Annotated in this window: 26 protein-coding genes and 1 riboswitch; of the genes, 23 read left to right on the forward strand and 3 right to left on the reverse strand. The window is 46.0% G+C overall.

The window, feature by feature from the left end; genetic code table 11:
* The first annotated feature begins 73 nt into the window (after positions 1 to 73).
* From BM213_RS06310 to iscB, 22 genes are all read left to right on the forward strand, one after another.
* The gene (locus BM213_RS06310; RefSeq protein ID WP_091702149.1) at positions 74 to 439 is read left to right on the forward strand and encodes a (2Fe-2S) ferredoxin domain-containing protein; all 366 of its coding nucleotides are present in this window, start codon (positions 74 to 76) and stop codon (positions 437 to 439) included.
* Entirely contained in the window at positions 436 to 1188 is a 753-nt protein-coding gene (locus BM213_RS06315; protein ID WP_091702092.1) for an energy-coupling factor ABC transporter permease, read from the forward strand. The genes BM213_RS06310 and BM213_RS06315 overlap by 4 nt, the downstream gene beginning before the upstream one ends.
* Positions 1185 to 1454, forward strand: coding sequence for an energy-coupling factor ABC transporter substrate-binding protein (locus BM213_RS06320; protein WP_004891947.1), 270 nt, complete (start codon positions 1185 to 1187; stop codon positions 1452 to 1454). Before BM213_RS06315 ends, BM213_RS06320 begins: the two co-directional genes overlap by 4 nt.
* Entirely contained in the window at positions 1447 to 2157 is a 711-nt protein-coding gene (locus BM213_RS06325) for a CbiQ family ECF transporter T component (RefSeq protein ID WP_091702095.1), read from the forward strand. Before BM213_RS06320 ends, BM213_RS06325 begins: the two co-directional genes overlap by 8 nt.
* Positions 2141 to 2905 carry an energy-coupling factor ABC transporter ATP-binding protein gene (locus tag BM213_RS06330; protein WP_091702097.1) on the forward strand — a complete coding sequence of 255 codons (765 nt, stop codon included), beginning with the start codon at positions 2141 to 2143 and terminating at the stop codon, positions 2903 to 2905. The genes BM213_RS06325 and BM213_RS06330 overlap by 17 nt, the downstream gene beginning before the upstream one ends.
* 4 nt (positions 2906 to 2909) lie before the next feature.
* Positions 2910 to 4418 (forward strand): precorrin-3B C(17)-methyltransferase, encoded by a 1509-nt coding sequence (gene cobJ / locus BM213_RS06335; protein ID WP_091702152.1) that lies wholly within the window; start codon positions 2910 to 2912, stop codon positions 4416 to 4418.
* A 5-nt stretch (positions 4419 to 4423) separates the two neighbouring features.
* Positions 4424 to 5257, forward strand: coding sequence for a sirohydrochlorin chelatase (locus BM213_RS06340; RefSeq protein WP_143091180.1), 834 nt, complete (start codon positions 4424 to 4426; stop codon positions 5255 to 5257).
* A 10-nt stretch (positions 5258 to 5267) separates the two neighbouring features.
* Complete coding sequence (cobK, locus tag BM213_RS06345; protein ID WP_091702103.1) at positions 5268 to 6044, forward strand: precorrin-6A reductase; 777 nt, start codon at positions 5268 to 5270, stop codon at positions 6042 to 6044.
* Positions 6045 to 6683 carry a precorrin-8X methylmutase gene (locus BM213_RS06350; protein WP_091702106.1) on the forward strand — a complete coding sequence of 213 codons (639 nt, stop codon included), beginning with the start codon at positions 6045 to 6047 and terminating at the stop codon, positions 6681 to 6683.
* Positions 6680 to 7792 (forward strand): cobalt-precorrin-5B (C(1))-methyltransferase, encoded by a 1113-nt coding sequence (locus tag BM213_RS06355; protein ID WP_091702108.1) that lies wholly within the window; start codon positions 6680 to 6682, stop codon positions 7790 to 7792. Before BM213_RS06350 ends, BM213_RS06355 begins: the two co-directional genes overlap by 4 nt.
* Entirely contained in the window at positions 7758 to 8963 is a 1206-nt protein-coding gene (cbiE, locus tag BM213_RS06360) for a precorrin-6y C5,15-methyltransferase (decarboxylating) subunit CbiE (RefSeq protein ID WP_091702111.1), read from the forward strand. Before BM213_RS06355 ends, cbiE begins: the two co-directional genes overlap by 35 nt.
* The gene (cobI, locus tag BM213_RS06365) at positions 8960 to 9661 is read left to right on the forward strand and encodes a precorrin-2 C(20)-methyltransferase (protein WP_091702113.1); all 702 of its coding nucleotides are present in this window, start codon (positions 8960 to 8962) and stop codon (positions 9659 to 9661) included. The genes cbiE and cobI overlap by 4 nt, the downstream gene beginning before the upstream one ends.
* A complete protein-coding gene (gene cobM / locus BM213_RS06370; RefSeq protein WP_091702116.1) occupies positions 9658 to 10425 on the forward strand; it encodes a precorrin-4 C(11)-methyltransferase in 768 nt (255 codons plus the stop codon). The genes cobI and cobM overlap by 4 nt, the downstream gene beginning before the upstream one ends.
* A gap of 2 nt (positions 10426 to 10427) precedes the next feature.
* Positions 10428 to 11507, forward strand: a complete 1080-nt coding sequence (locus BM213_RS06375) for a cobalt-precorrin 5A hydrolase (protein WP_091702118.1) — start codon at positions 10428 to 10430, stop codon at positions 11505 to 11507.
* Entirely contained in the window at positions 11504 to 12862 is a 1359-nt protein-coding gene (locus BM213_RS06380) for a cobyrinic acid a,c-diamide synthase CobB (protein ID WP_091702122.1), read from the forward strand. The genes BM213_RS06375 and BM213_RS06380 overlap by 4 nt, the downstream gene beginning before the upstream one ends.
* Positions 12855 to 14369 carry a cobyric acid synthase gene (locus tag BM213_RS06385; protein ID WP_091702125.1) on the forward strand — a complete coding sequence of 505 codons (1515 nt, stop codon included), beginning with the start codon at positions 12855 to 12857 and terminating at the stop codon, positions 14367 to 14369. The genes BM213_RS06380 and BM213_RS06385 overlap by 8 nt, the downstream gene beginning before the upstream one ends.
* On the forward strand, positions 14359 to 15384 hold the full coding sequence (cobT, locus tag BM213_RS06390) for a nicotinate-nucleotide--dimethylbenzimidazole phosphoribosyltransferase (protein WP_091702128.1): 1026 nt from the start codon (positions 14359 to 14361) through the stop codon (positions 15382 to 15384). Before BM213_RS06385 ends, cobT begins: the two co-directional genes overlap by 11 nt.
* On the forward strand, positions 15377 to 16126 hold the full coding sequence (cobA, locus tag BM213_RS06395) for a uroporphyrinogen-III C-methyltransferase (RefSeq protein WP_208601875.1): 750 nt from the start codon (positions 15377 to 15379) through the stop codon (positions 16124 to 16126). The genes cobT and cobA overlap by 8 nt, the downstream gene beginning before the upstream one ends.
* Positions 16120 to 16641, forward strand: coding sequence for a cob(I)yrinic acid a,c-diamide adenosyltransferase (gene cobO, locus BM213_RS06400; protein ID WP_091702130.1), 522 nt, complete (start codon positions 16120 to 16122; stop codon positions 16639 to 16641). The genes cobA and cobO overlap by 7 nt, the downstream gene beginning before the upstream one ends.
* Positions 16642 to 16714: 73 nt before the next feature.
* Positions 16715 to 17014 (forward strand): AbrB/MazE/SpoVT family DNA-binding domain-containing protein, encoded by a 300-nt coding sequence (locus tag BM213_RS06405; RefSeq protein WP_064220496.1) that lies wholly within the window; start codon positions 16715 to 16717, stop codon positions 17012 to 17014.
* Positions 17002 to 17352, forward strand: coding sequence for a PIN domain-containing protein (locus tag BM213_RS06410; RefSeq protein ID WP_244149202.1), 351 nt, complete (start codon positions 17002 to 17004; stop codon positions 17350 to 17352). The genes BM213_RS06405 and BM213_RS06410 overlap by 13 nt, the downstream gene beginning before the upstream one ends.
* A gap of 676 nt (positions 17353 to 18028) precedes the next feature.
* Positions 18029 to 19309 carry an RNA-guided endonuclease IscB gene (gene iscB / locus BM213_RS06420; protein WP_091702133.1) on the forward strand — a complete coding sequence of 427 codons (1281 nt, stop codon included), beginning with the start codon at positions 18029 to 18031 and terminating at the stop codon, positions 19307 to 19309.
* Positions 19310 to 19417: 108 nt separating this feature from the next.
* Here iscB and metH read toward each other — a convergent pair whose 3' ends face one another.
* From metH to BM213_RS06435, 3 genes are all read right to left on the reverse strand, one after another.
* Entirely contained in the window at positions 19418 to 22807 is a 3390-nt protein-coding gene (gene metH / locus BM213_RS06425; protein WP_091702136.1) for a methionine synthase, read from the reverse strand.
* On the reverse strand, positions 22800 to 24647 hold the full coding sequence (locus BM213_RS06430; RefSeq protein WP_091702138.1) for a bifunctional homocysteine S-methyltransferase/methylenetetrahydrofolate reductase: 1848 nt from the start codon (positions 24645 to 24647) through the stop codon (positions 22800 to 22802). Before BM213_RS06430 ends, metH begins: the two co-directional genes overlap by 8 nt.
* A gap of 67 nt (positions 24648 to 24714) precedes the next feature.
* Positions 24715 to 24817: riboswitch (SAM riboswitch) on the reverse strand.
* 94 nt (positions 24818 to 24911) lie between these two features.
* Positions 24912 to 25403 (reverse strand): YajQ family cyclic di-GMP-binding protein, encoded by a 492-nt coding sequence (locus BM213_RS06435; protein ID WP_003395448.1) that lies wholly within the window; start codon positions 25401 to 25403, stop codon positions 24912 to 24914.
* A gap of 227 nt (positions 25404 to 25630) precedes the next feature.
* Between BM213_RS06435 and tnpA the strand changes: the two genes are divergently transcribed.
* On the forward strand, positions 25631 to 25915 hold a 285-nt coding region (gene tnpA, locus BM213_RS06440), incomplete at its 3' end, for an IS200/IS605 family transposase (protein WP_091702141.1).

Here is a 25915-nt window from a genome sequence, read left to right on the forward strand (position 1 = left end):
TGTTTGAATATTTCGTTTTTTCTGCACCTCTACCTAGAGGTGCTTTTTTATTTTGAAAAAAGGGGCGACATATATGGCAACATGGAATTTACAAGGAACGACACATCACGTGCTTATTTGCAACGGAGGAAGCTGCATGAGAAAAGGAGGGGAAGAGGTGACGCAAGCGATTCGCGATGAAATTGATCGGCTACAGCTGAATGGGCGCGTTCATACGACGCGTACACGATGCAACGGTCGCTGCGAAGATGCATGTGTCGTCATCGTTTATCCAGAAGGTGTTTGGTATCGTACGATTGATGAACAAATAGGGAGGGACATTGTACGCAATCATGTACGTGACGGGAACATATTGCGCGATTACGTCACGTATACGTATGAACATACAGGATTTGTTATGCCCGAACATAGCGTTGTGACAAGGGGGAAAGAAAAATGAAGCGAAACGCATGGTGGATCGTTTGTACATGCTTGACTGTCTACGTTTTATTTGCGCTTTCACCTTCAGTATATGCGATGCACATTATGGAAGGATTTTTACCTTGGCATTGGGCGCTCGTTTGGTGGTTGTTATTTTTGCCATTTTTCTTCGTCGGTTTACGGACGATGACGCGCATCGTAAAACAACAGCCGGAAATGAAAATGTTGCTTGCGCTAGCGACCGCATTTACATTCGTTCTTTCCGCTTTAAAAATTCCATCTGTCACAGGAAGCAGCTCGCATCCGACAGGGACAGGCCTCGGTGCGCTGTTATTTGGGCCGTTCGTCATGACGGTCATCGGTACGGCTGTGTTAATGTTTCAAGCATTATTGCTTGCGCATGGTGGATTGACAACGCTCGGTGCAAATGCGTTTTCGATGGCGGTTATCGGTCCGTTTGTAGCGTACGTGTCGTTTGTTGCATGCCAAAAGCTTCGCATTTCGATGCGCCTTTCTGTTTTTGTGGCGGCGATGTTTGCCAATTTAGCTACGTATGTGATGACATCGATACAACTTGCGCTAGCATTTCCAGACGCAACAGGCGGGGTATGGGGGGCGTTCTTAAAGTTTGCTTCCATTTTTGCTTTCACTCAAATACCGCTTGCAATTACCGAAGGGCTTCTGACTGTTGTTGTATGGAATTTTTTACATACGTACACGAAACAAGAATTAAATATATTGCAACAGAAAGGGGCGTCTGCTAAATGAACAATCGACTATTGCTTTTCCTTGCCGCACTTTTGATCGTTTTGCCGCTCGTCGTTGTAAAACATACGGAGTTTGCTGGGGCAGATGCGCTTGCGGAGGAGATGATTCAACAACTTGCGCCCAATTATGAACCGTGGTTCGATGTGTTTTTTGAACCGCCCGGCGGGGAAGTAGAAACATTGCTATTTTCATTGCAGGCGGCAATTGGAGCGGGAGTGATCGGCTACATTATCGGCTTGTATAGAGGGCGAAAACGAAATGGTTAGCTGGCTTGACGAATGGGCGTATCGCAATCGGCTCGCGAAACTTCGGGCGACATTTAAACTGACATTTTCATTTATTTTGCTTATATGGGCGATGATTGGAACGAATGTCGGTCGGCTGCTTACGATCGGATGGATGCTCATTTGGCTTATTGTTTATGCACGCTTACCGTGGCATGTTTGTTTGCGTGTTTGTTTGCTTATGGCGCTCGTTATTCTTTGGAGTAGCGCACCGCTTCTTCTTTCATTTGATGGTGCTGCTGTGGACGTTTCATATGTAGGTACGATTTGGTTACGAGCGTTTACATGCTCGCTCGTTCTCTTTTTTCTTGCCGCAACAACGCCATTTTTTCGCTTGGCATGCGCACTACAAACATTGCGCATCCCGCGTGTACTAATAGAGCTTCTATTGTTAACGTATCGTTTCATTTTCATGTTGGAAAAGGCAGCAAGGGAGCTGTTTGTTACGGTGCGCGTGAGACAAGGAGAACGAAATTGGCGGATCGCTTCACTTGCTATTGCACAATTGTTACGCCACACATTGCATCAATATGAGGCGATGGTCATTGCGCAACGAGCGCGCCACGTCTCTTTTACAGTTCCGCGGTGCACGGACGAGCAATTGCCAAAAAGGTATGTTATTGAAGCATCGCTTGGCATCGTTGTTTTGTTTATCGTGGAGGGATTATATGTTGCAGTTTCATGATGTTCACTATACGTACCGAAACGGTGCGCACGTCTTAAAAGGAGTATCGCTTACGATCGAACGTGGAAAAAAATATGCATTGATCGGAAAAAACGGTTGTGGAAAAACAACATGGTTGCTTCATACAAACGGCATTTATCGCCCAACAAAAGGGGAGGTGTATTGGGAAGGAAAACGTGTAAAGGAACGTTTGCGCCAACATGTCGGCGTCGTTTTTCAAAATCCAGAACATCAATTTTTAGCACCAACGATTGAGGAAGAGCTTGCGCTTAGTTTGCAAGGGAATAGCGAACGGATCGAACGAGCGATAAAAGCATTTTCGCTTGCTGAATGGCGAGACGTGCCCATTCACCATCTCAGTCTCGGACAAAAAAAGTGGTTGTCGCTCGCTGTAGCGATGGCCTCTCAACCGAAGTTGCTTATTGTCGATGAGCCAGCTGCTTATTTAGATGCTGCACAGAGCGAGCGCCTTATCATGAAACTAAATGAGTGGCACGAAGCAGGTACGACGCTCGTTGTCATCACTCATGATTTTGATTTCGTATGGCAATGGGCAGACGAAGTGTTTGTCATGCATGATGGACGCATCGTTTTGCACGGTACACCTGCGTTTATATTTTCACAAGCGGATATTTTTCACCAGCTTCGTTTGCCACTTCCTCTTCTTTTACGCATATGGATGAAGGAAAATAAGCCATGTACAGAACAACAACTGTTTGAATGGATCGAACGATGGAAAAAGGGGTGAAAACATAATGGGAAAATTGTTTGTTGTCGGTTTTGGCCCAGGAAGTGTTGACCATATGACGAAACGGGCGCGTGAAGCGATTGAAGAAAGCGATGTTATCGTTGGTTATAAAACGTATGTCGATTTAATTAAAGACATCATTCGTGGAAAAGAAGTGATTAGCACAGGGATGACGGAAGAGGTGAGTCGAGCACAAGAAGCTGTAAAGCAGGCAGAACGCGGAAAAAACGTCGCTGTCATCTCGAGCGGAGATGCCGGACTGTACGGTATGGCTGGGCTTGTTTACGAGGTGTTAATTGAAAACGGGTGGCATAAGGAAACAGGGATTGAAGTGGAAGTCATTCCAGGCATTTCAGCCATTCATTCTTGTGCCGCTTTGTTAGGGGCGCCGATTATGCATGACGCATGCACGATTAGTTTAAGCGACCATTTAACACCATGGCACATCATCGCCAAACGAATTGAGGCAGCCGCAGCAGCAGATTTTGTCATTGCGCTATACAATCCAAAAAGCGGCCGCCGTACACAACAAATTGTCGAAGCGCAGCGTATTTTATTGACGTATCGTTCGCCACATACACCAGTTGGTCTTGTAAAAAGCGCGTATCGTGAGCGGCAACATGTCGTGTTAACGAATATAGGCGACATGTTAGAGCACGACATTGGCATGTTAACGACAGTCATTATTGGAAACTCCTCTACGTTCGTTCATGACGGTCTTATGATTACGCCGCGTGGCTATGAACGGAAATATAACTTATCTAGTGCCGTCCAGCCGTTAAAACCGCACGAGCGACTACGTCCAGAAGCAGAGCCGTGGGCGTTGACGCATGTGCGCTCACTAGCGGAAGAGGCGTATGAAAAAGTAAATGTAGAACGATTGGAAGTAGCAGTTAGTCTGGGAATTGCAAAGAAAACGTGGGAGCCTGAGCAAATGGTGCAACTTGCCCGCATCGTTGGCGAGCAAGGAACGATCACGTATACGCCTGATCATTACTTTAAAGTGACGATGGAAACGAATCGGGCAGATGAAGTTGTGCGCGCGCTCGTACAAGTTGGATTGACTGTCGCGCCTGTTGGAGATGTGTTTGTTATGAAAGCTTGTGACTTTTGTGACGGGGAGAAAAAAGATGCGATTCCTTATGCAGAGCAACTATATAAGCAGTTTGGAGGCATGAAGTTGCCAAAGGAATTGCGTGTAGGATTTAACGGGTGCGGCATGGCATGTTATGGAGCCGTTCATGAAGATATTGGGATTGTTTATCGCAAAGGGGCATTTGATTTATTTTTAGGTGGAAAAACGGTAGGGAGAAACGCTCATCCTGGACAGCTTGTTGCTGAAGGCATTCATCCCGATGACCTTGTTGAAACGATTGCTCGGATCATTGCGCAATATAAAGAAGAAGGATATGCAAACGAACGATTTCATAAGTTTTTTGAACGAAAAAAAGAAGTCGGTGGCTTCGTTTACGGACAGACGAAGAACGTCGAGCCAGCGGCATGTGGGGAGTGATACATGTGAAAGCAATTTTGTTTGTTGGGCATGGGAGCCGTGATGAAGAAGGAAACGAGCAAGTACGACAGTTTGTTCAAACGATTCGTCCGCACATTGATGCGACGTTTTATGTGCATACATGTTTTTTAGAATTTGGTATTCCGTCTGTAACAGATGGTATCGTCCATTGTGTCGAACGAGGAGCGACGGAAGTCATTGTCATACCTATCATTTTACTTCCAGCTGGACATTCGAAGTTGCATATTCCGGCAGCGATTGATGAGGCAAAAGAACGTTACCCGTACGTCTCATTTACGTACGGACGACCGCTTGGCATACACGATGCGACGTTTACGATTTTGCACGATCGCTTACAAGAAGCTGGCGCCGTTGTGGACGGTGAGACGGCAATTATTTTATTAGGACGAGGTGGGAGCGATCCAGATGCAAATAGCGATTTGTATAAAATTGCTCGCTTATTTTGGGAGCGAAATAAACAGACGATTGTAGAACCGGCGTTTATGGGAGTGACGAATCCGTCATTAGATGAGGCCGTCGACCGATGTGTCAAACTCGGTGCGAAAAAGATTGTCATTTTGCCGTACTTTTTATTTACGGGCGTATTAATCAAACGGTTAGAAAAGCGAGTTTCCGAGTTTCAAATAACATATCCGCATCTTTCATTTATTCTTGCAAACTATTTTGGTTTTCACCCGGCACTACAAACGATCGTACTTGATCGGTTGCAAGAGGCGCTTAACGATTCGGTTTATATGAATTGTGATACGTGTCAATATCGGCTTCATGTCGCTGAACATCATCACCATCATCACCATCACGATCATCATGATCATTGAGGTGAAGCACATGATTATGATGTTATCAGGAACAAGCGATGCGAGACAGTTAGCGCTAGCTATTCGCGATGCGGGATATGACATATTTGCGACCGTCGTTACCGAACATGCGGCAGAGCAGATGGCTCATGTCGGCATTCATGCGCACGTCGGACGATTAACAGCGTCACAAATGATTGCGCTCATGAACGAACATAAAGTTAAGGCGATCGTTGACGCGAGCCATCCGTTCGCGGAAGAGGCGTCGCGTCAAGCGATGCAAGCTGCAGAAAGAGCATGCGTTCCGTACATTCGCTATGAGCGAAAAGAAAGCGTGATTGCGTATGAGCGCGTTACATTTGTCGATAGCTATGAAGCGGCGGCACAGTATGCTGCAAATAAAAAAGGGGTAGTGATGTTGACGACGGGCAGTAAAACGTTGCCGATTTTTGCTGATATGTTGCTTCCACTTCCTGATGTTCGTTTAATTGCCCGCATGTTGCCGCGAAAAGACAACATGGAATTGTGTGAACGATTGCGCTTTCCGCAAGAAAACATTATCGCGATGCAAGGTCCATTTACGAAACAATTAGATATCGCTTTGATGCAACATTTCGGTGTGACGCTTCTTGTGACGAAAGAAAGTGGACGAGTTGGATTTGTCGATGAAAAAATTGCTGCAGCCCAAGAACTTGGCATTGAAACGGTCGTTATTCGCCGTCCGAAACTTGCTTATCCAAACGTGTACAATGAGTTTTCCGACATCATTCGCGCACTTGAGCGAGAGATAAAAAAGGAGGAAAAGTAAATGTTTCGTCCAATAACTGTGCAACCAGAACAAATTGAGCAAAAAAGCTTTCAAATCATTGATGAAGAAATAGGGGAGCATGCATTCACTGCTGAGCAGTATGCTGTTGTTCAACGCGTCATTCATGCGAGCGCCGATTTTGAATTAGGGAAAAGTCTTTTATTTCATCCGCGAGCGATTGAAGCGGGAATGGCTGCGATTCGTGCCGGGAAAAAGATCGTGGCTGACGTCCAGATGGTACAAGTAGGGATCAATAAAGCGCGCATTGAAAAATACGGGGGAAGTATCCACGTGTATATTTCTGATGAAGATGTGATGAAAGAGGCAAAACGGCTAAATACAACGCGGGCAATTGTAGCGATGCGCAAAGCGGTGAAAGAGGCAGACGGGGGGATTTTTGCGATTGGAAACGCTCCAACGGCGTTGCTTGAGTTAATTCGGTTAGTAAAAGAAGGGGTGGCGCGCCCCGGCTTAATTATCGGTCTTCCTGTTGGGTTCGTTTCTGCAGCAGAGTCAAAAGAAGAATTAGCGAAATTAGATGTTCCGTTTATTACGAACATCGGAAGAAAAGGAGGGAGTACAGTTACGGTCGCCGCATTGAACGCCTTGTCTATTTTGGCGGAGCGAGAATCAGTATGAAGAAGGAAAATTTGCGTGAAGGATATACGACTGGAGCGTGTGCAACGGCCGCCACAAAAGCGGCGTTGCTTGCGCTCATTACAGGTATGAAGCAAACGGAAGCAACGATCATGCTTCCAATCGGTCGGGAGGTGACGTTTCCGGTCGCTGCTTGTGAAGTACATCTACATGTAGCAAGCGCCACAGTCATAAAAGATGGGGGGGACGATCCTGACGTCACGCACGGTGCTTCGATCGTTGCAACAGTAAGCTGGACGGAAGAGGGCATCCATATTGACGGAGGAGAAGGGGTAGGAAGAGTAACAAAACCGGGTCTTCCTGTTCCGATCGGGGAGGCGGCGATCAATCCGGTTCCTCGTCAAATGATGACGGAAGTTGCTCGTCAATTGCTTACAAAATACGGTGTGACATGCGGTGTGAGCATCGTCATTTCCGTACCGAACGGAGAAGAAATGGCGAAAAAAACGTTAAACGGGCGGCTTGGTATTATGGGTGGAATTTCTATTTTAGGAACGCGTGGCATCGTCGTCCCATTTTCTACGTCCGCCTATCGGGCAAGTATTGTACGTGCGCTTGAAGTCGCTGTCGCTTGTGGCTGTGACCACGTTGTCGTGACGACAGGTGGGCGAAGTGAGCATTATGCGATGAAACAATATAGCCACTTACCACAAGAGGCTTTTATTGAGATGGGCGATTTTGTCGGTTTTACGTTGAAGCAATGCAAGCGGCTCGGCATAAAAAAAGTATCGCTCGTTGGTATGATGGGCAAATTTTCAAAAGTGGCGCAAGGGGTCATGATGGTACATTCGAAAAGTGCCCCTGTCGATTTTCATTTTTTAGCTCGTATCGCTGAACAATGCGGTGCTCCAACACATATGATTGAAGCTGTTAAACAGGCGAATACAGCGTCACAAGTCGGCGATATGATGTACGAGGCAGGATATATGTCGTTTTTCGATTTGTTATGTGACTATTGTTGCCAACATGCGTTACGCGAAGTAGGTGGAGGAATGACGGTTGAAACGACAATGTATACGTTGAAAGGACAATTGCTAGGGAAGGCGGTGCGAAGCGATGGAACAGATGAAATTAATCGGGATCGGGGCTGATGGGAAAGCGTCGCTTCCGTCATTATATAGACAATGGATTGACGAAAGCGAACGGCTCGTTGGTGGGGAACGGCAACTATCTTTTTTTCCTGATTATCGTGGAGAGACAATTGTCATTCGCAACAACTTATCATCGCTCGTTTCCACGTTAATGAATGAGCCGAAAAAAACAGTTATTTTAGCTTCAGGAGACCCGTTGTTTTATGGCATCGGCAGCTATTTAGCGAAAAAAATGCCGATTGCTGTGTATCCATCCATTAGCTCGTTGCAATGGGCGTTCGCGAAAATGGGAGAAAGCTGGCATGATGCGTACGTCGTTAGTTTACACGGGCGCACGATGAAAGGGCTAGCACAGCGAATCGATGGAAAAGAAAAGGTAGCTATTTTAACAGATGAAACGAACGATCCGCCTGCCATTGCGTCGTATTTGTTGGATTATGGGATGACTGAATATGAGGCGTTTGTCGGGGAACATCTTGGGGGCGAAAACGAGCGCTGTCGCTTTTTTACGTTGGAAGAGATGAAGGAGGCTTCGTTCGCTCCATTAAATATTGTCGTTTTGCGCAGAAAAACAGATGGGACGAAGTGGATGTTTGGGATCGACGATGCTGAATTTTTTCAGCGCAAGCCAGAAAAAGGGCTAATTACGAAAAAAGAAGTGCGCGTACTAAGTATACAAGCTCTCCGTCTTCATGAAAGAAGCGTTGTATGGGACATTGGGACGTGCACGGGGTCGGTAGCGATTGAAGCGGCAAAAATGGCTCGAGAAGGGGCGGTTTTTGCGATTGAAAAAAATGCTTTAGATATAGAAATATGTAAGAAAAATATGAAAAAGTTCCGCGCAGACTTTACACTTGTGCACGGGCGAGCGCCTGAAGGATTAGCGCAATTTCCTGACCCAGATGCGATTTTCATTGGGGGAACGTCAGGAAGTTTACGCGACATTATCGACGTATGTTGTACGCGATTAAAAAAAAGTGGGCGCATCGTCATCAATGCCGTCACAATCGAAACGTTATATGAAGCGACAAAGGCATTGCGAACGCATAATTACGCTGTCGATATTTTGCTCGCCCAATTTTCACGAAGCAAGCCTATTTTACAATTGACACGTTTTGATGCATTAAATCCGATATACATTATTTCAGCGCGAAAGGATGAAAGCGAATGATCGGTACGTTATATGGCATTGGCGTCGGTCCGGGAGACCCGGAACTGCTGACAGTGAAAGCTTTTCGCCGTTTAAAAGAAGCGCATGTCATCGCCTATCCAAAAAAAGCGAACGGGAGTAAAAGTTACGCCCAACACATTGTTGAAGCGTATTTTTCTAAAACGGAAAAACAGATGATTGGTCTCGTGTTTCCGATGACGAAAGATGAACGTGTGTTGCGAGAAAAGTGGAGTGAAACAGTGGAAACGGTGTGGGCTTACTTACGTGAAGGAAAACATGTCGCATTCGTAACGGAAGGCGACCCGCTCTTATATAGCACATGTATTCATTTTATGCGCACGATGCGAACATATCATCCAAACGTGCCGATCGAAATCATCCCAGGTGTTTCATCAATTAATGGGGCAGCGGCTCGCTTGCAGTTGCCGCTAGCTGATGGCGATGAGACGATTGCGATCGTTCCCGCACGAGATGATTATGACGCGATGAAAAAAGCGTTGCAAAATCACGATTGCGTCGTGTTTTTGAAAGTGGCGAAAGTGATGCCGCTCCTTCTCTCGCTTTTAAAAGAGATGAATTTAATCAATGAGGCGGCGGTTGTAACAAAAGTCACATCCCATGAAGAAGTGATATGGGATGTGACGAAGCTCGAACACACATCTTTACCATACTTGACATTAATGGTGGTGAGAAAGTGAAAATATACATTGTCGGGGCTGGACCTGGGTCACCGGAACTCATTACTGTGAAAGGAATGAAATTGTTGCAGCAAGCGGACGCCATCTTTTACACCGATTCGCTTGTCAATGATGAACTGCTTACATATGCAAAAGAAAGCGCGCGCATTTTTTGTACATCGGGTATGCATTTAAAGCAAATGGTTGCCATGATGTGCGAAGAAGTGAAAAACGGACATATCGTCGTTCGTCTTCACACTGGTGATCCATCCATTTATGGGGCGACGATGGAACAAATCGTACTTTTGAAAAAAGAAGGAATTGACGTTGACATCGTGCCGGGGGTTAGTTCTGTATTTGCTGCCGCCGCTGCGGCACAAGTAGAATTGACCGTACCGAATTTAACGCAAACGGTCATTTTAACGCGAGCAGAAGGAAGAACTCCAGTTCCTGAAAAAGAACAGCTCGCTTCGTTGGCGCAACATCATTGTACAATCGCTCTTTTTTTAAGTGCGACGTTAACGAAAAAAGTGACAGCTGCATTTCTTGAAGCAGGATGGAGCGGGCATACGCCTGTTGTCGTTGTGTATAAAGCGACATGGCCGGATGAAAAAGTCGTTCGTTCTACCGTGGGCACGCTCCATGAAGATATGCAGCGCCACGGCATTCGGAAACATGCCCTTATTTTAGCAGGATGGGCGCTTTCTGAGCGACTCGATGAATCGTATCGCTCGAAACTGTATGACGAGACATTTACACACGGCTATCGCAAAGGGAGGGAGTAGAGATGTATGCGGTTGTAGCGATTACAAAGCATGGGGTAGAAATAGCGAGAAAACTGCACGAAAAACTTCCTGATGCGCACATTTATTATACGGATAAGTTTGCCAAAGGTGACGAAGAGCAAAAAGGTATTCGTTTATTTTCAGGGAACGTTCGCGTTCATTTAGCAACGTGGTTTGCGACGTATCGCGGGCTCATTCTTATTATTTCGCTCGGTGCCGTTGTACGCATGATTGCGCCGTTGTTAAAAGATAAAAAAACAGATCCAGCCGTTGTCGTGATTGATGATAAAGCGGAGCATGTCATTAGTGTGTTGTCCGGCCATTTAGGTGGGGCAAACGAATTAACGCGCCAAGTAGCGGCATTGCTGCATGCCCGTCCAGTTATTACAACAGCATCTGATGTGCAACAAACAATTGCTGTTGATTTATTTGGCCGCTCGTTCGGATGGGTGTGGGAGAACGAAGAAAACTTAACACCTGTGAGCGCTGCCGTTGTGAACGAGCAACACGTCGCGATTGTACAAGAATCAGGGGAGCGGCATTGGTGGACGTATGATGCACCGCTTCCAGCGAACATTCGTACATATGGGTCGATTGCGGAAGCGCTGAAAGCAAGGCCTGATGCAGCATTAGTTGTGACGCATCGGCTGCTCGAGAAAGAGGAACAAGCCATTTTACAACATGGAGTGTTGTATCGTCCGAAAGTGATTGTTATTGGCATCGGGTGTAATCGTGGGACAAGCGCACAAGAAATTGAACAAGTCATTTGCGATACGTTACAACAGCTTCGTTTTTCGCTAAAAAGCGTGAAAGCGTTATGTACAATTGATTTGAAAAAAGATGAAGAAGGTTTATTAGCCGTCGCAAACAAATATGGGTGGCCACTTATTTTTTATACGCCCGAACAATTAAACGACGTTCCGATCGATGAACCGTCGGAAACGGTGTTTCGTTACACGGGGGCATATGGGGTAAGCGAGCCTGCCGCTAAGCGATATAGCGGACAACAACAGCTCGTTTTAACGAAGAAAAAAAGCGGAAACGTCACGATTTCCGTTGCGCTATGGGAGGGAGAGCGATGAAGCGGATTGTTGTGGCTGGCACGGGGAGCGGAGTTGGAAAAACGACGGTGACGCTCGGTTTAATGAGCGCGTTCAAACAGCGGGGATACGTTGTTCAAGGATTCAAATGTGGGCCGGATTACATTGATCCGACGTATCATACGGCGGTGACGGGAAGGCGCTCACGCAATTTAGATAGTTGGATGGGAAATGAGCAAATTGTACGCGATGTGTGCAAGCGGGGAGGCGAAGGGGCACATCTTTCCATCATTGAAGGGGTCATGGGGCTATTTGATGGAAAGCGTGCGACGACAAATGAAGGATCGACCGCAGAAATTAGTATAATGACGGAAAGCCTAGTATTGTTAGTTGTCGACTGTTCAGGGATGGCGCGAAGTGCAGCGGCTGTCGTGCGCGGGTTTCAATCGTTTCATGAGCGCGTTCGCATCGTTGGGGTGATCGCGAATCGTGTCGGAAGTGAAGGGCATTTTCGGCTCGTTAAAGAAGCGATTGAACAACAATGCCGTATTCCTGTCGTCGGTTATTTACAAAAAGAGGTTGACTTGACGATTCCAGAGCGTCATTTAGGGCTCGTTCCTTCTGTCGAGCGGGGAGAACTTCAGCCGTTTTTTAATGAGCTTGGCAAGCGAATAGAGAAAACGGTTGATTTGGATGCGATATGGGACTTAGCCGAGGCGAATGAGCTGACGAGCGCTCCATTTTTTCAGCCGAAGCAAACGTACGATGTGCGCATTGCTGTGGCGAAGGACGCTGCATTTCATTTTTATTACGAAGAAAATTTAGAGATGCTTCAGGCTTGTGGGGCGACGCTCGTTTATTTCTCGCCACTTGCAGGTGAACGTGTTCCACATGACGTTCACGGTTTATATATTGGCGGAGGATTCCCAGAAGAATTTGCAGCGGAGTTGGCGCGTGATGAAGAAGTAAAACGCTCGGTCGCCGCAGCGATTCAGCGCGGCTTGCCGACGCTTGCAGAATGTGGGGGATTTATGTATTTAACGGAAGGAATTGTGACTACAGATGGGCAATATTACGAGATGGTCGGCGTCATCCCAGGATACGTACGTATGCAGCAAAAGCTCGCTGCTCTCGGATATCGTGAAGTGACGGGACGAAAGGGGAACTTTTTGCTTGAATATGACAAAGCAAAAGGGCATGAATTTCATTACTCGACGTTTGTCCCACGCAAAGAAGAAAAGTTTGCATATGAAGTGAAAGGGTTGCGAGGATGTAAATTAGATGGCTATATGGATAAACGTCTTATTGCCGGCTACGTTCATTTTTATTTTCCATCAAATCCTTTGCTTGTTGAGCGATGGCTCAAGGCGTGTAGCGAGGTGAAGAGAGATGCGTAAGGCGCTTCCGATTATGTTTCAAGGAACGCATTCGGATGCCGGAAAGAGCGTCATCGCGACCGCTTTTTGCCGCATCTTTGCGCGCAACGGTTGGAAGACGGCGCCGTTTAAATCGCAAAATATGTCGCTTAATTCGTACGTGACGATTGACGGAAAAGAAATTGGACGTGCACAAGGAGTTCAGGCGGAGGCAGCGGGTGTTGTCGCGACGACGCATATGAATCCGATTTTAATTAAGCCAAGCCGCGATCAAGAAGCGCAAATTGTTGTACATGGGAAACCGTATGAAAATATGAAAGCGAGCACGTACCGAAACGAGTTTTTTGACGTCGGACTGGAACTTATTCGACAGTCTCTCCATACGTTAATGGAACAATATGACCGCCTTGTGATCGAAGGAGCTGGCAGTCCAGCGGAAGTGAATTTGAATGATCGCGAGCTTGTGAATATGCGCATCGCCCGCATGGCAAACGCCCCTGTCGTGCTAATTGGTGATATTGAGCGCGGAGGGGTGTTTGCGAGTTTAGTTGGTACGTTGCAACTATTGGAGGAAGAAGACCGGAAACGCGTCATCGGGGTGATCATTAATAAATTTCGCGGCGATCTTTCGCTTCTTCAGCCCGGTTTGCATTGGTTTGAGCAATATACAGGTGTGCCGGTGATCGGTGTCGTGCCGTACATGCATACGCGCATCGATGCTGAAGATTCGGTCGTCCTTTCCCGTTATGCGACGAAAAAAGATGAGACGAAAGCAATTGACATCGCAGTTATTCAATATCCACGCCTGTCGAACTTTACAGATATCGATCCATTTTTTGCTGAAGCAGATTGTTCGGTGCGCTTCGTGACCGATCATGCTATGTTAGGTGAGCCTGATATACTCATTTTGCCTGGAAGTAAAAATACGATCGAAGACGTTTGTTTTTTAAAAGAAACGGGCTTATTTTCTGCTATCCGACGCTTATATGAACGAACGGATGTGACGATCGTCGGCATTTGTGGCGGCTATCAAATGCTTGGCGAACGTATTAAAGATCCATTTCATGTCGAAACACCACTTGATGCTGTTGCTGGATTAAGCTTGTTGCCGGTTGAAACGACGCTCGCTTGTGAAAAAACGACAGTGCTATGTGAAGGGATGTTGGTGTACAAAAACGAAATGTTTGATGTAAAAGGGTACGAAATTCATATGGGGCGTTCACTTGTGAAACAAGGTGAGCCGCTTATTTTATTAAGCGGAAAAACGGATGGGTGTAAAACGAAAGATGAGCGCGTCATCGGAACATATATGCATGACTTGTTTCATAACGATATGTTTCGGCACCATTTATTAAATAGTGTGCGAAGAAAAAAACAACTTTCACCGTTAATGGAGCGTCCACATTATCGGGAATTGCGTGCGCAAGCATTTGATGACTTAGCTGATTGTGTTGAAAAACATGTCGATGTGAAAGCGATTGAACGAAAAATGATCGAATTTCAAGGGGGAGAACACCATGCTTTATGAACAAATCGGGGAAGAAGTGCGCAATTATATTGACCAATTAACAAAACCGCGCGGCAGTCTTGGGCGTCTTGAGGAATTAGCGATCGAGATTGCAAAAATGACAGGGGAGCGTTTTCCACGTGTGACACCGCCTGGCGTGCTTGTATTTGCAGCTGACCATGGCATCGCAAAAGAAGGAGTGTCTGCGTATCCGCAAGAAGTGACCACACAAATGGTGCTAAATTTTGTGCGTGGCGGGGCGGCCATTAACGTATTCAGTCAACAAATTGGTGCTATATTTGCGGTCGTTGATGTTGGTGTGGCGGTTGATGTGGATGAAGAAGGTGTCATCAATGAGAAAGTGGCATATGGAACGAAAAATTTTGCACATGAGCAAGCGATGACAAAAGAAGAAGTAGAGAGGGCAGTACAAGCTGGATATCGACAAGCGAGCGCCATGATTGATCGCGGTATTCGGTGTCTCATCGTTGGAGAGATGGGGATCGGCAATACGACAACAGCAAGTGCATTGTTGGCAGCGATGAGCGGTCGCTGCGTGGCTGAACTTGTCGGCAAAGGAACAGGTATTCATGATGAAGCCATTGCACATAAGCGAGCGGTTATTGAACGAGCACTTATGCTTCATCAGCCGAACGCGTCCGATCCGTTGGATTTATTAACAAAAATCGGTGGACTTGAAATTGCAGCGATGGCTGGTGCGATGCTTGCAGCAGCAGAACGGCATGTTCCGATTTTGCTTGACGGTTTTATTTGTACGGTTGCTGCACTTATTGCGCAGCGGTTGAATGAGCAAGTTGTCCATTATATGATTGCTGGTCATGAATCTGTCGAACCGGGACATCACGTCGCATTGCAGTTATTAAACAAAGAGCCGCTCGTTCGCTTGCATATGCGTCTTGGTGAAGGAAGCGGGGCAGCGGTAGCATTTCCAATTGTCCATATGGCGATGGCGATGCTTCACATGGCGACATTTTCCTCTGCGAACGTATCAACAGGGAGTGATCATCATGAATAAAGGAAAAGTATATATTGTTGGCGCAGGCCCAGGGAATCCGAAGCTCATTACTGTTTATGGACGAGAATGTATTGAAAAGGCGGACGTTATTATTTACGATCGCCTCATTAGTCGCGAACTGTTGGCTTACGCGAAAGAAGGGACAGAATTTGTATATTGTGGAAAAGAACCGAAAAAACATGGAAACATTCAACAACAAATTCACGAATGGCTTGTGGAACATGCCTTGCAAGGAAAAACGGTTGTTCGATTAAAAGGCGGTGATCCATTTATTTTCGGTCGCGGTGGAGAGGAGGCAGAACATTTGCGGGCACACGGCATTCCGTATGAAATTGTCCCCGGGGTGACAGCTGGTGTGGCTGCGCCAGCGTACGCTGGCATTCCTGTGACGCATCGCAACTATGCGGGCGGGGTGACGTTCATCGCTGGACATCAAAGCGGAGAGCGCGATCGCATTCGTTGGGATGCATTAAGTCAAGCGACAGATACGATCGTATTTTATATGGGGATGGCAAATATCGCTTACATTTGCGAACAGCTGAAACGTCATGGAAAAGATGAGCATACGCCGGTGGCGGTCATTGAATGGGCAACGACAAATAAGCAGCGGACGGTCGTCGGTACGTTGCAAACGATCGTCCATCTCGTGCAGGAGCACAACTTTTCTTCCCCGGCCATCATTGTTGTTGGCGATGTTGTACAATTACATGACAAGTTAAAGTGGGTGGAAGAAATATGGTGATCGTCTACACAGGGGACGGAAAAGGAAAAACAACTGCAGCGGTCGGACTTGCTGTTCGCGCTGCAGGCCACGGAAAAAAAGTTATCGTCATTCAATTCATTAAGTCACCGCATCGTCCATATGGCGAGGCGAAAACGTTACAGCAACTCGGTATTGACGTACATCAAACAGGTGTTGGATTTACGTGGACGAAAACGCCAGAGGAGCATCGCGAAGCGTTACAAAAAGGATGGGAGCTTGCGAAAAAACACATTGTTTCCGGACGATATGATGTGATCATTTTAGACGAATTAAATGTAGCGTTAGCGATTACGTCGTTTCCGATCGATGATGTGTTGCCGCTTTATGACGTTGTACATACGTTAACGAACAAGCCAGCGCATACGCACGTTGTCGTAACAGGGAGAGGTGCAAAAGAGGACATCATTCAACTTGCTGATTTAGTGACGGAAATGAAAGAAGTGAAACATTATTACCATGAAGGCGTTCATGCGATAAAAGGGATTGATTTGTAGATGGTATTTCATCTTTACCATTGAGTAATGTAAAGATAAAATAAAAGTAAAGAATATTTTTGGGGGGGATACGATGGAAAATAACACATATGTTTATTCGTCGACGCTCTCTTCGAAACATCAGGTGACGATCCCGACGAAGGTGAGAGAATTGCTTGGAGCAGAACCGGGCGATCAAGTTGTGTTTGTTTATGGCGAAAATCAAGAAGTAACGTTGAAAGTGAGAAAGAAAGATTCGTTACTATCGTTATTTGGAAGCATGCCACCAAAGCGGGAACAGAAAGATATGAATTGGGAGGACATTCGAAAAGAAGCTAGAGAACAATGGCTTGCTAGCAAGCAAAAGAAAGAAGATGAACGATGTACATTTTAGATGCAAATGTAATTGTTCGTTTTTTAACTAACGATGATAAAATCCAATCACCAATTGCTTATCGCTTATTCGAAAAGGCGGTAAATGGAGAACTGTCGTTTGTACTACATCCGTTAGTGATTGCAGAATGTTGTTGGGTTCTCGAGTCAAAACGTTACGGTTATCGGAAAGAAGAAATAGCTGAACGTTTAACACAGCTCGTTGAGGCTCCTTGTATAAAAACGATCGATAAAGAAGTTGTGTTGCAAGCGATAGCGAGTTATGGAAAGCATCGTGTTGACTTTGCGGATGCTTATCTTAGCTCGCTTGTCAACTACCCCCACTTAGCTAACGCTTGAAGCGGGGGCTTGCAACTCCCCAGAAGTGCGAACGGACTTCGTCCTCCTTCCCTGACTTGGGGTTGCATCAGGGGCAGGTTGACAACTACCCAACGACATAGGTCATGCCTATATCGCTACCGAGTGGCTCGGCATGTCTGTAGGCAGTACTTGACTTCCACGCACAACAGACGGATGTACGCTCGATGTTTTACGGTTGCAACGTTTCCTGCAACCAACTCCCTACATCGAGTAACGGGGATTGGAGTGCCTTGATTCAACGGTTTTCTCCATATTCTTATTTTATCATATACAAAAGAAAGAAGGAAGGGCGATTCCTCCCCGACTTTCGCTCTCGCTTAGAAGTCGGGGTCTCCTCGCCAAAGATGATGAAACATTCTCCTACCGTACAAGCGGTCGTCACATGGAATGAAAAGGATTTTAAAAAACTAGCATGTCAACAACCCAATGACTAAAGTCATGGGCTTGTAAGCCCCATGTTGACCAGACCAAGGCTTGAAACAGAGCCTACGTTATAGATGTCATGACACGTTCGGGTGCTTCTCCAGCCCGTTCCTCTGTCGTGCAAGATTAAACAAGCGTGGTGGGTGGCGCTAGTGTCTTGCATATAACAAGCATCTATAACATGGTCGAGGAGAATATGACCTGCTTTATGCAGAGGAAAGGGGAGAACCCTATGGTTTTTGTATTAGATACAAATAAGCGTCCACTCGCCCCTTGTCATGAGGCGGTCGCAAGAAAGTTATTAAAGCAAGGAAAAGCAGCGATCTACAAACGCTATCCATTTACGATTATTTTAAAAGAAATTGTCGATAATTTTCGACCGAAAACACCGTATCGGCTCAAAATCGATTACGGAAGTAAACACACAGGACTTGCGATTGTGCGAGGAGAAGAAGTGTTGTGGCTTGCACAACTTGACCATCGCACAGACATCAAAGAGCGATTAGACAAAAGACGGGCGTTTCGTCGTGCAAGAAGAAAGCGAAAAACTCGATACAGAAAACCACGTTTTCTTAATCGTAGGAGAAAAGACGGGTGGTTGCCACCATCGTTAGAGAGTCGTGTGCAAAATATTCAAACATGGGTGGAACGTTTAAGGAAGATATGTCCGATTGAGCATATATCGTACGAGAACGCAAAGTTTGACACGCAACTCATGCGAAATCCTGAAATCAATGGTGTAGAGTATCAACAAGGTACGCTACAAGGATATGAAGTACGGGAGTATTTGCTCGAAAAGTTTGGACGAAAATGCTGTTATTGTGGAAAAGAAGGCGTTCCGCTTGAAATCGAGCATATCATTCCAAAATCGAGAGGTGGAACAGACCGAGTGGATAACCTATGTCTTGCCTGTCATGACTGTAATCAGCGCAAAGGAAGTAAGACAGCAGAAGAATTCGGGTATCCACATATTCAAGAAATGGTCAAAAAAACGCTAAAAGACGCAAGTGTAGTGAATGCCACTCGATGGAAAGTGTATGAAGTGTTAAAACAAAGCGGATGCGAAGTAGAGTGTGGAACAGGCGCACGAACGAAAATGAATCGAATACGATTAGGACTACCGAAAATTCACTATTTTGATGCTTGTTGTGTAGGCGAAAGCACGCCACTCCAATTGCATTTCAAAACAAAAGAAGCATTATTTATCAAGGCAAAAGGACGCGGAAGTCGCTCTCGTACAAATCTTGATAAGTATGGCTTTCCAAGAGGATTTTTGGCAAGACAAAAGTTCTTCTTTGGTTTTCAAACAGGGGACATGGTTAAGGCTGTTATCCCAAGAGGGAAATATCAAGGCGGTTGGTTTGGCGAAGTCGCATGTAGAAAGACTGGAAGTTTCGACATTAAAGGCAAGGACGGAAAGCGTATCGCACAAGGAATAAATTATAGATATGTCCAAGTCATTCAGCGATTCGACGGATACACATATCGAAGGGAGGGAATGAACATTGCGTAAGGCGCAATTCCTCCCCGTGCCTTAAGGCAGGGGCTTCCTTGCGCAAGTGTTCGTGAATATTATTTACCCGATCGTATTGTGTGAAAAAGCTGACTTTAGTCAGCTTTTTCATAACACGTTAAAATATCTTGCTTCTGGATGAGCGAAGACGATGGCGGAGACAGACGCTTCCGGTTCCATCATATAGCCTTCTGTTAAATGAATGCCAATTTCTTCTGGACGCAATAGGCGAAAAAGTTTTTCTTGGTCTTCTAGATTTGGACAAGCAGGGTAGCCGAAAGAAAAACGTTGTCCTTGGTATTTTGCCGCAAACCGTTCTTCCATTGTAAAATCGGGCGAATCAGGAAATCCCCAGCGGTCGCGCATAATTTGATGAACCCTCTCCGCTAATCCTTCCGCTAGTTCAAGCGCTAACGCTTGAATCGCATGGCTTTTTAAAAACTGTCCTTCTCGTTTAAAATGTTGAGCGAGATCGCGCACGCCTGCCCCGGCGGTAACGGCAAATAGCCCGACGTAGTCGATTTGTTCGCTAGAAAGATAGTCTGCTAAACATAAATACGGTGCTTTCGTTTGTCTTGGAAACGTAAACGTCTCAATGACCGTTTGTTGATCGCGCGGATCGTAAATGATCACCGTATCGCCGTCGCTTGTTGCTGGGAAAAATTGATATACTGCTTTTGGTGCAAGCGAACTTGTTTGTTTTGCCTCGGCAAGTAATTCATCGATGAGCTCTTTTAACATGATCGCTTTTTCATTTCCTTCCGCCAACAGCTGTTTGACGTTTCCTTTTAAACCGAGATGGTGTCCGAGCAACATTTGCCAATTGACGTACGGTTCAATGTGTGAAAGCGGAATGTCTTTTAATATATGGCGCTCGGTATCGGTTGGAACGTAAATAGGCGCTGGTTTCACATGCGATTTCGTCTTAACAGCGACAGCGCTTTGTCGTTTTGGTGTTTGTTCGACTTTTTCTTTTTTCTCATAGACGATGTCTTGTTGGACGATGCGGTTGGCGAGCGTCAATCCTTCCATCGCATCTTTGGCGTACAAAACGATGCCGTCATATTCAGGTGCAATTTTTGTATCGGTAAACTTGCGCGATAAAGCGGCGCCGCCGACTAAAATCGGCAACGAAATGCCAGTTTGTTTTAAGTCTTGTGCGGTAAGCACCATTTGTTGTGCTGATTTCACAAGCAATCCAGATAATCCGATCATATTCGGCTTCTCGCGGCGCACCGCTTCGATGAGCTGTTGCGGTGTCACTTTAATGCCTAAATCGACGACGTGAAAGCCGTTGTTGCTTAAAATGATATCGACTAAATTTTTGCCGATGTCATGCACATCGCCTTTGACGGTTGCAAGAAGCACCTTTCCTTTTACGCTCGTTTCGTTTTTCTCCATATACGGCTCTAAAAAGGCGACTGCCGCCTTCATCACTTCCGCGCTTTGCAACACTTCCGCAACGATGAGCTGGTTATCGTTAAATAGACGGCCGACTTCATCCATGCCGTTCATAAGCGGACCGTTAATAATGTCGAGCGGACTGTACGATTGCAAGGCGAGCGTTAAGTCTTCCGTGAGCCCGTCTTTCGTTCCTTCAATGACGTATGTCGCAAGCCGCTCTTCTAGCGTCATATTCGTATTCGTCTGTTTCGGCTGCTTCGTTTTATCGCGATAAAATTGAATAAATGCGTTTAATGTCTCATCGTTTGTGTTAAATAACAACGCCTCCGCTAAGCGCACTTCTTCTTCCGGAATGGAAGCGAACCGCTCTAATTTTTCCGTATTCACGATCGCATAATCAAGCCCTGCTTGCGTGCAATAGTATAAAAAGACGGAGTTTAACACTTCGCGTCCGACAGGTGGCAAGCCGAATGAGACGTTGCTAATGCCGAGCATCGTTAAGCAGTTAGGTAAATGTTGTTTAATGAGACGAATGCCCTCAATCGTTTCTTTTGCTGCGCCAATATATTGCTCATCTCCCGTACCGATCGGAAATACGAGCGGATCGAAAATAATGTCGTGCGGTGAGACCCCGTATTTGTTGACGAGCAAATCGTACGAGCGAAGGGCGATGTCAAGCTTTCGTTTTGCATCAATGGCCATTCCTTGTTCGTCAATTGTGCCGACAACAACAGCCGCCCCATATTGATGGAGAAGGGGAACAATTTTTTCAAATCGTTCTTCGCCATCTTCTAAGTTAATGGAGTTAATAATTGCTTTTCCTTGTGAATACGATAAAGCGCAGGCGATGACGTCTTCGTCTGTCGAGTCGATGACGAGCGGCACTTTCACTTTTTTCACGACTTGTTGAATAAATTGCTCCATATCTTCTTTTTCATCGCGGTCAGGGTCGGCTAAACAAATGTCGATGACGTGCGCCCCGTTTTTCACTTGAGCGCGAGCAATTTCTGCCGCTTCTTCATATTTTCCTTCCGCAATGAGCCGCTTAAATTTGCGCGAACCGATGACGTTCGTTCGTTCCCCAACAAAAAGCGGGCGCATCGTCTCATCGTAAATGAGCGCATCAATGCCAGAGACGGCATGCATCGGAAACTGTTTCGGAATGACGCGCGGTGGCACGTCGCGAACGGCTTCAGCGATGGCGCGAATATGTTCAGGCGTCGTACCGCAACAGCCGCCGACGATATTTAGCCATCCTTTTTCGGCAAATTGGCGAATTTTTTTCGCGAGCATGTCTGGCGTTTCGTGATAACATCCTTCTTCGTCCGGAAGACCGGCGTTTGGATAACAGCTGACGGCGGTGTTCGCTAATGAAGCGAGCGTGCGCAAATGATCGGTCATAAATTCTGGACCGGTTGCACAGTTTAAGCCGACGGCAAATGGTTTCATATGTTGAATCGAAATAAAAAACGATTCGATCGTCTGTCCGGCAAGCGTTGTGCCCATCGGCTCAATCGTTCCAGAAATCATAAGCGGCACTTGTTTTCCGACCGTTTTAAACGCTTCGGTTATGCCGAGAAAAGCGGCTTTGACGTTTAACGTATCTTGGCACGTTTCTAATAAAAGAAGATCGACGCCGCCAAGTAGTAGTCCGCGCGCTTGTTGTTCGTATGCGGCGACAAGTTCAGAAAACGTCGTTCCGCCTGTGACAGATAACGTTTTCGTCGTCGGTCCCATCGAACCAGCAACGAAGCGTGGCCAATCGCTCGTTGAATATTGCTCCGCGATTCGCTTAGCGAGCTTTGCCGCTTCGATATTTAACTCAAGGGCGATATGTCCGAGATTGTATTCATCTAATACGATGTTCGTTGCGCCAAACGTATTCGTTTCGACGATGTCCGCACCCGCTTCAAAATAAGCTTCATGAATGTGGGCAATGACTTCTGGCGCGGTGATCGTCAAATATTCATTGCATCCCTCGTACGCTTCACCGCCAAAGTCATCCGCTGTTAAGTTGGCGGCTTGAATCATCGTTCCCATTGCCCCGTCAATAATTAAAATTTTCTTTTCGAGCTGTTCGAGTAAACTAGCCATGGTAAACCGTCCTTTCTTTTTTGAGCCGCTCTTTTTCGTGCGTGTAGCGAACGAGTTCGACCGTCATATCGTAACGTAAAAATGGTGTGATGAAATATATGCCTTGGAATAAATCGAACGCCGCATCGATGAGCGCTTTTGCAATCGCTAACCCTTCTTTTGTCGATTGGACAGGGTCGTTTGCGCAAGCAGCCATGCGCGCACGAATGTGATCGGAAAGGGTAATGCCTGGCACTTCATGGTGCAAAAAGTCGGCGTTTCTAGCGCTTGTAAGCGGCATAATGCCGATGTAAATTGGCGTCGCCAAATGTTTTGTCGCCTCGTATACGTCTTCGATTTGTTTTTCGCTATATAGCGGCTGCGTTAAAAAATAGTGCGCTCCGCATTCAATTTTTTTCTCTAGCCGTTTCACCGCTTTATCTAAATGGCGTACGTTCGGATTAAAGGCCGCAGCGATGGAAAAGTTCGTTTTTTGTCCGAGCGGTTTTCCAGAATACGAAAGCCCTTCGTTAAATTGACGAATTAACGAAATTAAGTCAAACGATGATAAATCGTAGACGGATGTCGCCCCTGGAAAGTCGCCGACTTTTGATGGATCGCCGGTTAAAGCGAGCACATCGGTCATGCCGAGCGTATGAAGCCCCATTAAGTGCGACTGTAAGCCGATTAAATTGCGGTCGCGGCATGTGATGTGAATAAGCGGCCGCATGCCGAGCTGTTGTTTGACGATCGTTCCGACAGCGACGTTGCTAATGCGCGGTGTTGCTAGCGAATTGTCAGCAAGCGTTAACGCATCAATATGTGCTTCTTTCAACGCTTTGGCGCCTTCTAAAAATGTTGTTAAGCCGAGCTTTTTTGGTGGATCGAGCTCGACGATGATCGAACGGCGCGTGCGGGCGATGTCGGCTAAGGAAGGTTCTTTCGCCCGTTCCGCTTCTTGCACGACGATTGTATGCCGTTGTTTCACTTTTTTTTCATATACAGGTGTGCGGTCGGACAGGGCGCGAGCGATGGCGGAAATATGTTTCGGCGTCGTTCCACAACATCCGCCGATGAGTCGAACTCCTTGATCGCGAAAGGCGCGCGCTGTTTCTTCAAAATATTGTTCGCTCGTTTCATAAACGAACCGTCCGTCGCGATATTGCGGCAAGCTTGCGTTTGGGTACACCGATAAAAAGGCGCGCGTCGGAATCGGCACTTCTTCAAGCGAGCGCAACATATGATACGGACCGAGATGGCAGTTTAAGCCAACGACATCGGCGCCAAGTTGCTCTAATTGATGAAGCGCATCGGCAAGCGAGATCCCATGTTGCAAGACGCCAATGTCATGCAAGGTGACGTGGGCGATGAGCGGCAACGTCGTTTCTTTACGAGCGATGGAAAGAACGGTTTGCAGTTCTTCAAAATCGTAATACGTCTCAAGCAGCAGGCCATCGACGCCTTCGTTTAACAGCGCGTACAGCTGCTCGCGAAACGTTCGTTTCGCTTCTTCGAGCGAAATGGTGCTTTTATTTGTGCTGCGGAGTCCCCCAATTGTGCCGAGCACATAGGCGCGTCCTTGCGCCGCTTGCTTGGCGAGCCGAACGGCTGCTTCGTTTATTTGTTTGACGTCATCTTGCAAGCCGTAGCGGGCGAGCTTTACATAGTTCGCTCCGTACGTATTCGTCTGGATGACTTCAGCTCCTGCATCGATATACGCTTCGTGAATATGAACGATTTCCTCAGGCTTTGTCACATTTAATTCTTCAAAACAACGATCGATGCCGTGCGCATATAATAACGTCCCCATCGCTCCATCGGCGATGACGATGCGTTCTTTTAAATCATCTAGCAATCCCACGTCCATTCCTCCGTTTCTTTTTCAAATAAAAAAGCCTTCTCCATAAGAAGAAGACGTCGCACGCTCCTTCTTATCTTCCAAGCGAATCGCTTGTCTGGACTTAGCACCTTGACGATCGTCAGGTTGCTGAAGGTTCATCGGGCCAGTCCCTCCCCTTCTCTCGATAAGATGATGTGTATGAAGTTACTCATAAATGTAACTGATTTTTTAGAAATATTCAACTATTTTATTCGGAAAAAGAAAAAAAGAAGGCGCATAGCCTTCTTAACGGTAGTTGACGAATTGGACGTCGATCGGCAAATCTGCTTCGCGAATGGCGGCGATGACTTTTTGTAAATCGTCTTTACTTTTGCCGCTGACGCGAATTTGGTCTTCTTGAATTTGACTTTTCACTTTTAAACCTGTATTTTTAATGATTGTGTTAATTTTTTTCGCGTTGTCTTTGTCGATGCCTTGGACGAGTTTCGCGCGTTGGCGTACCGTTCCGCCTGAAGCAGGTTCTACTTTTCCGTATTGAATGTTTTTCGTTGGTACACCTCGTTTAATGAGCTTTCCGATAAGCACATCTTTCAGTTGTTCTAGTTTGAACTCGTCGTCGGAAATAAGAATAAGCTCGTCTTTTTCAAGCGAAATGTCGCTTTTGCTCCCTTTAAAGTCATAGCGATTTTGAATTTCTTTTAGCGCGATGTTGACGGCGTTCGTCACTTCCGACAAATCGACTTTTGATACGATATCAAATGAACTTTCTTTTGACATATGGATCACCTCAAGCAAATATTGTGCTTCCATTATAGTCGATTGTTGACATATGAACAACTTTACAAAATCTTTATTATTATTGAAGAAAATATGCGTCTGCATTCTCGTGACTTTAGTCATGAGTAAGGACGCATAACATATGTTATTTATCATGTGGCTATAAAACCAGATAAAAAATTAATTTTCACTCATGCACATGTTACCCTGCAATTAGGTGATAATATATGGCACAAATACACTACGGACGAGGTTATGTCTATTCTATTCAATACCATATCGTATGGTGTGTGAAATATAGACGCAAAATATTAACTGACAAAATAGAACAACGTTTGGTGGAAATATTGCAAAAGATTGCCACAGAAAATGAGTTTGTGATACAAGAAATCAACGGAGATTTAGACCACATACACTTACTCATAGAATGTAGTCCGCAGCATTATATACCAGATATGATTAAGGCATTAAAAGGTGTAAGTGCGAGGTTGTTATTTAAACAATACCCAGAG

The sequence above is a fragment of the Anoxybacillus pushchinoensis genome (assembly GCF_900111795.1).
In the GTDB taxonomy this organism is placed as follows: domain Bacteria; phylum Bacillota; class Bacilli; order Bacillales; family Anoxybacillaceae; genus Anoxybacillus; species Anoxybacillus pushchinoensis.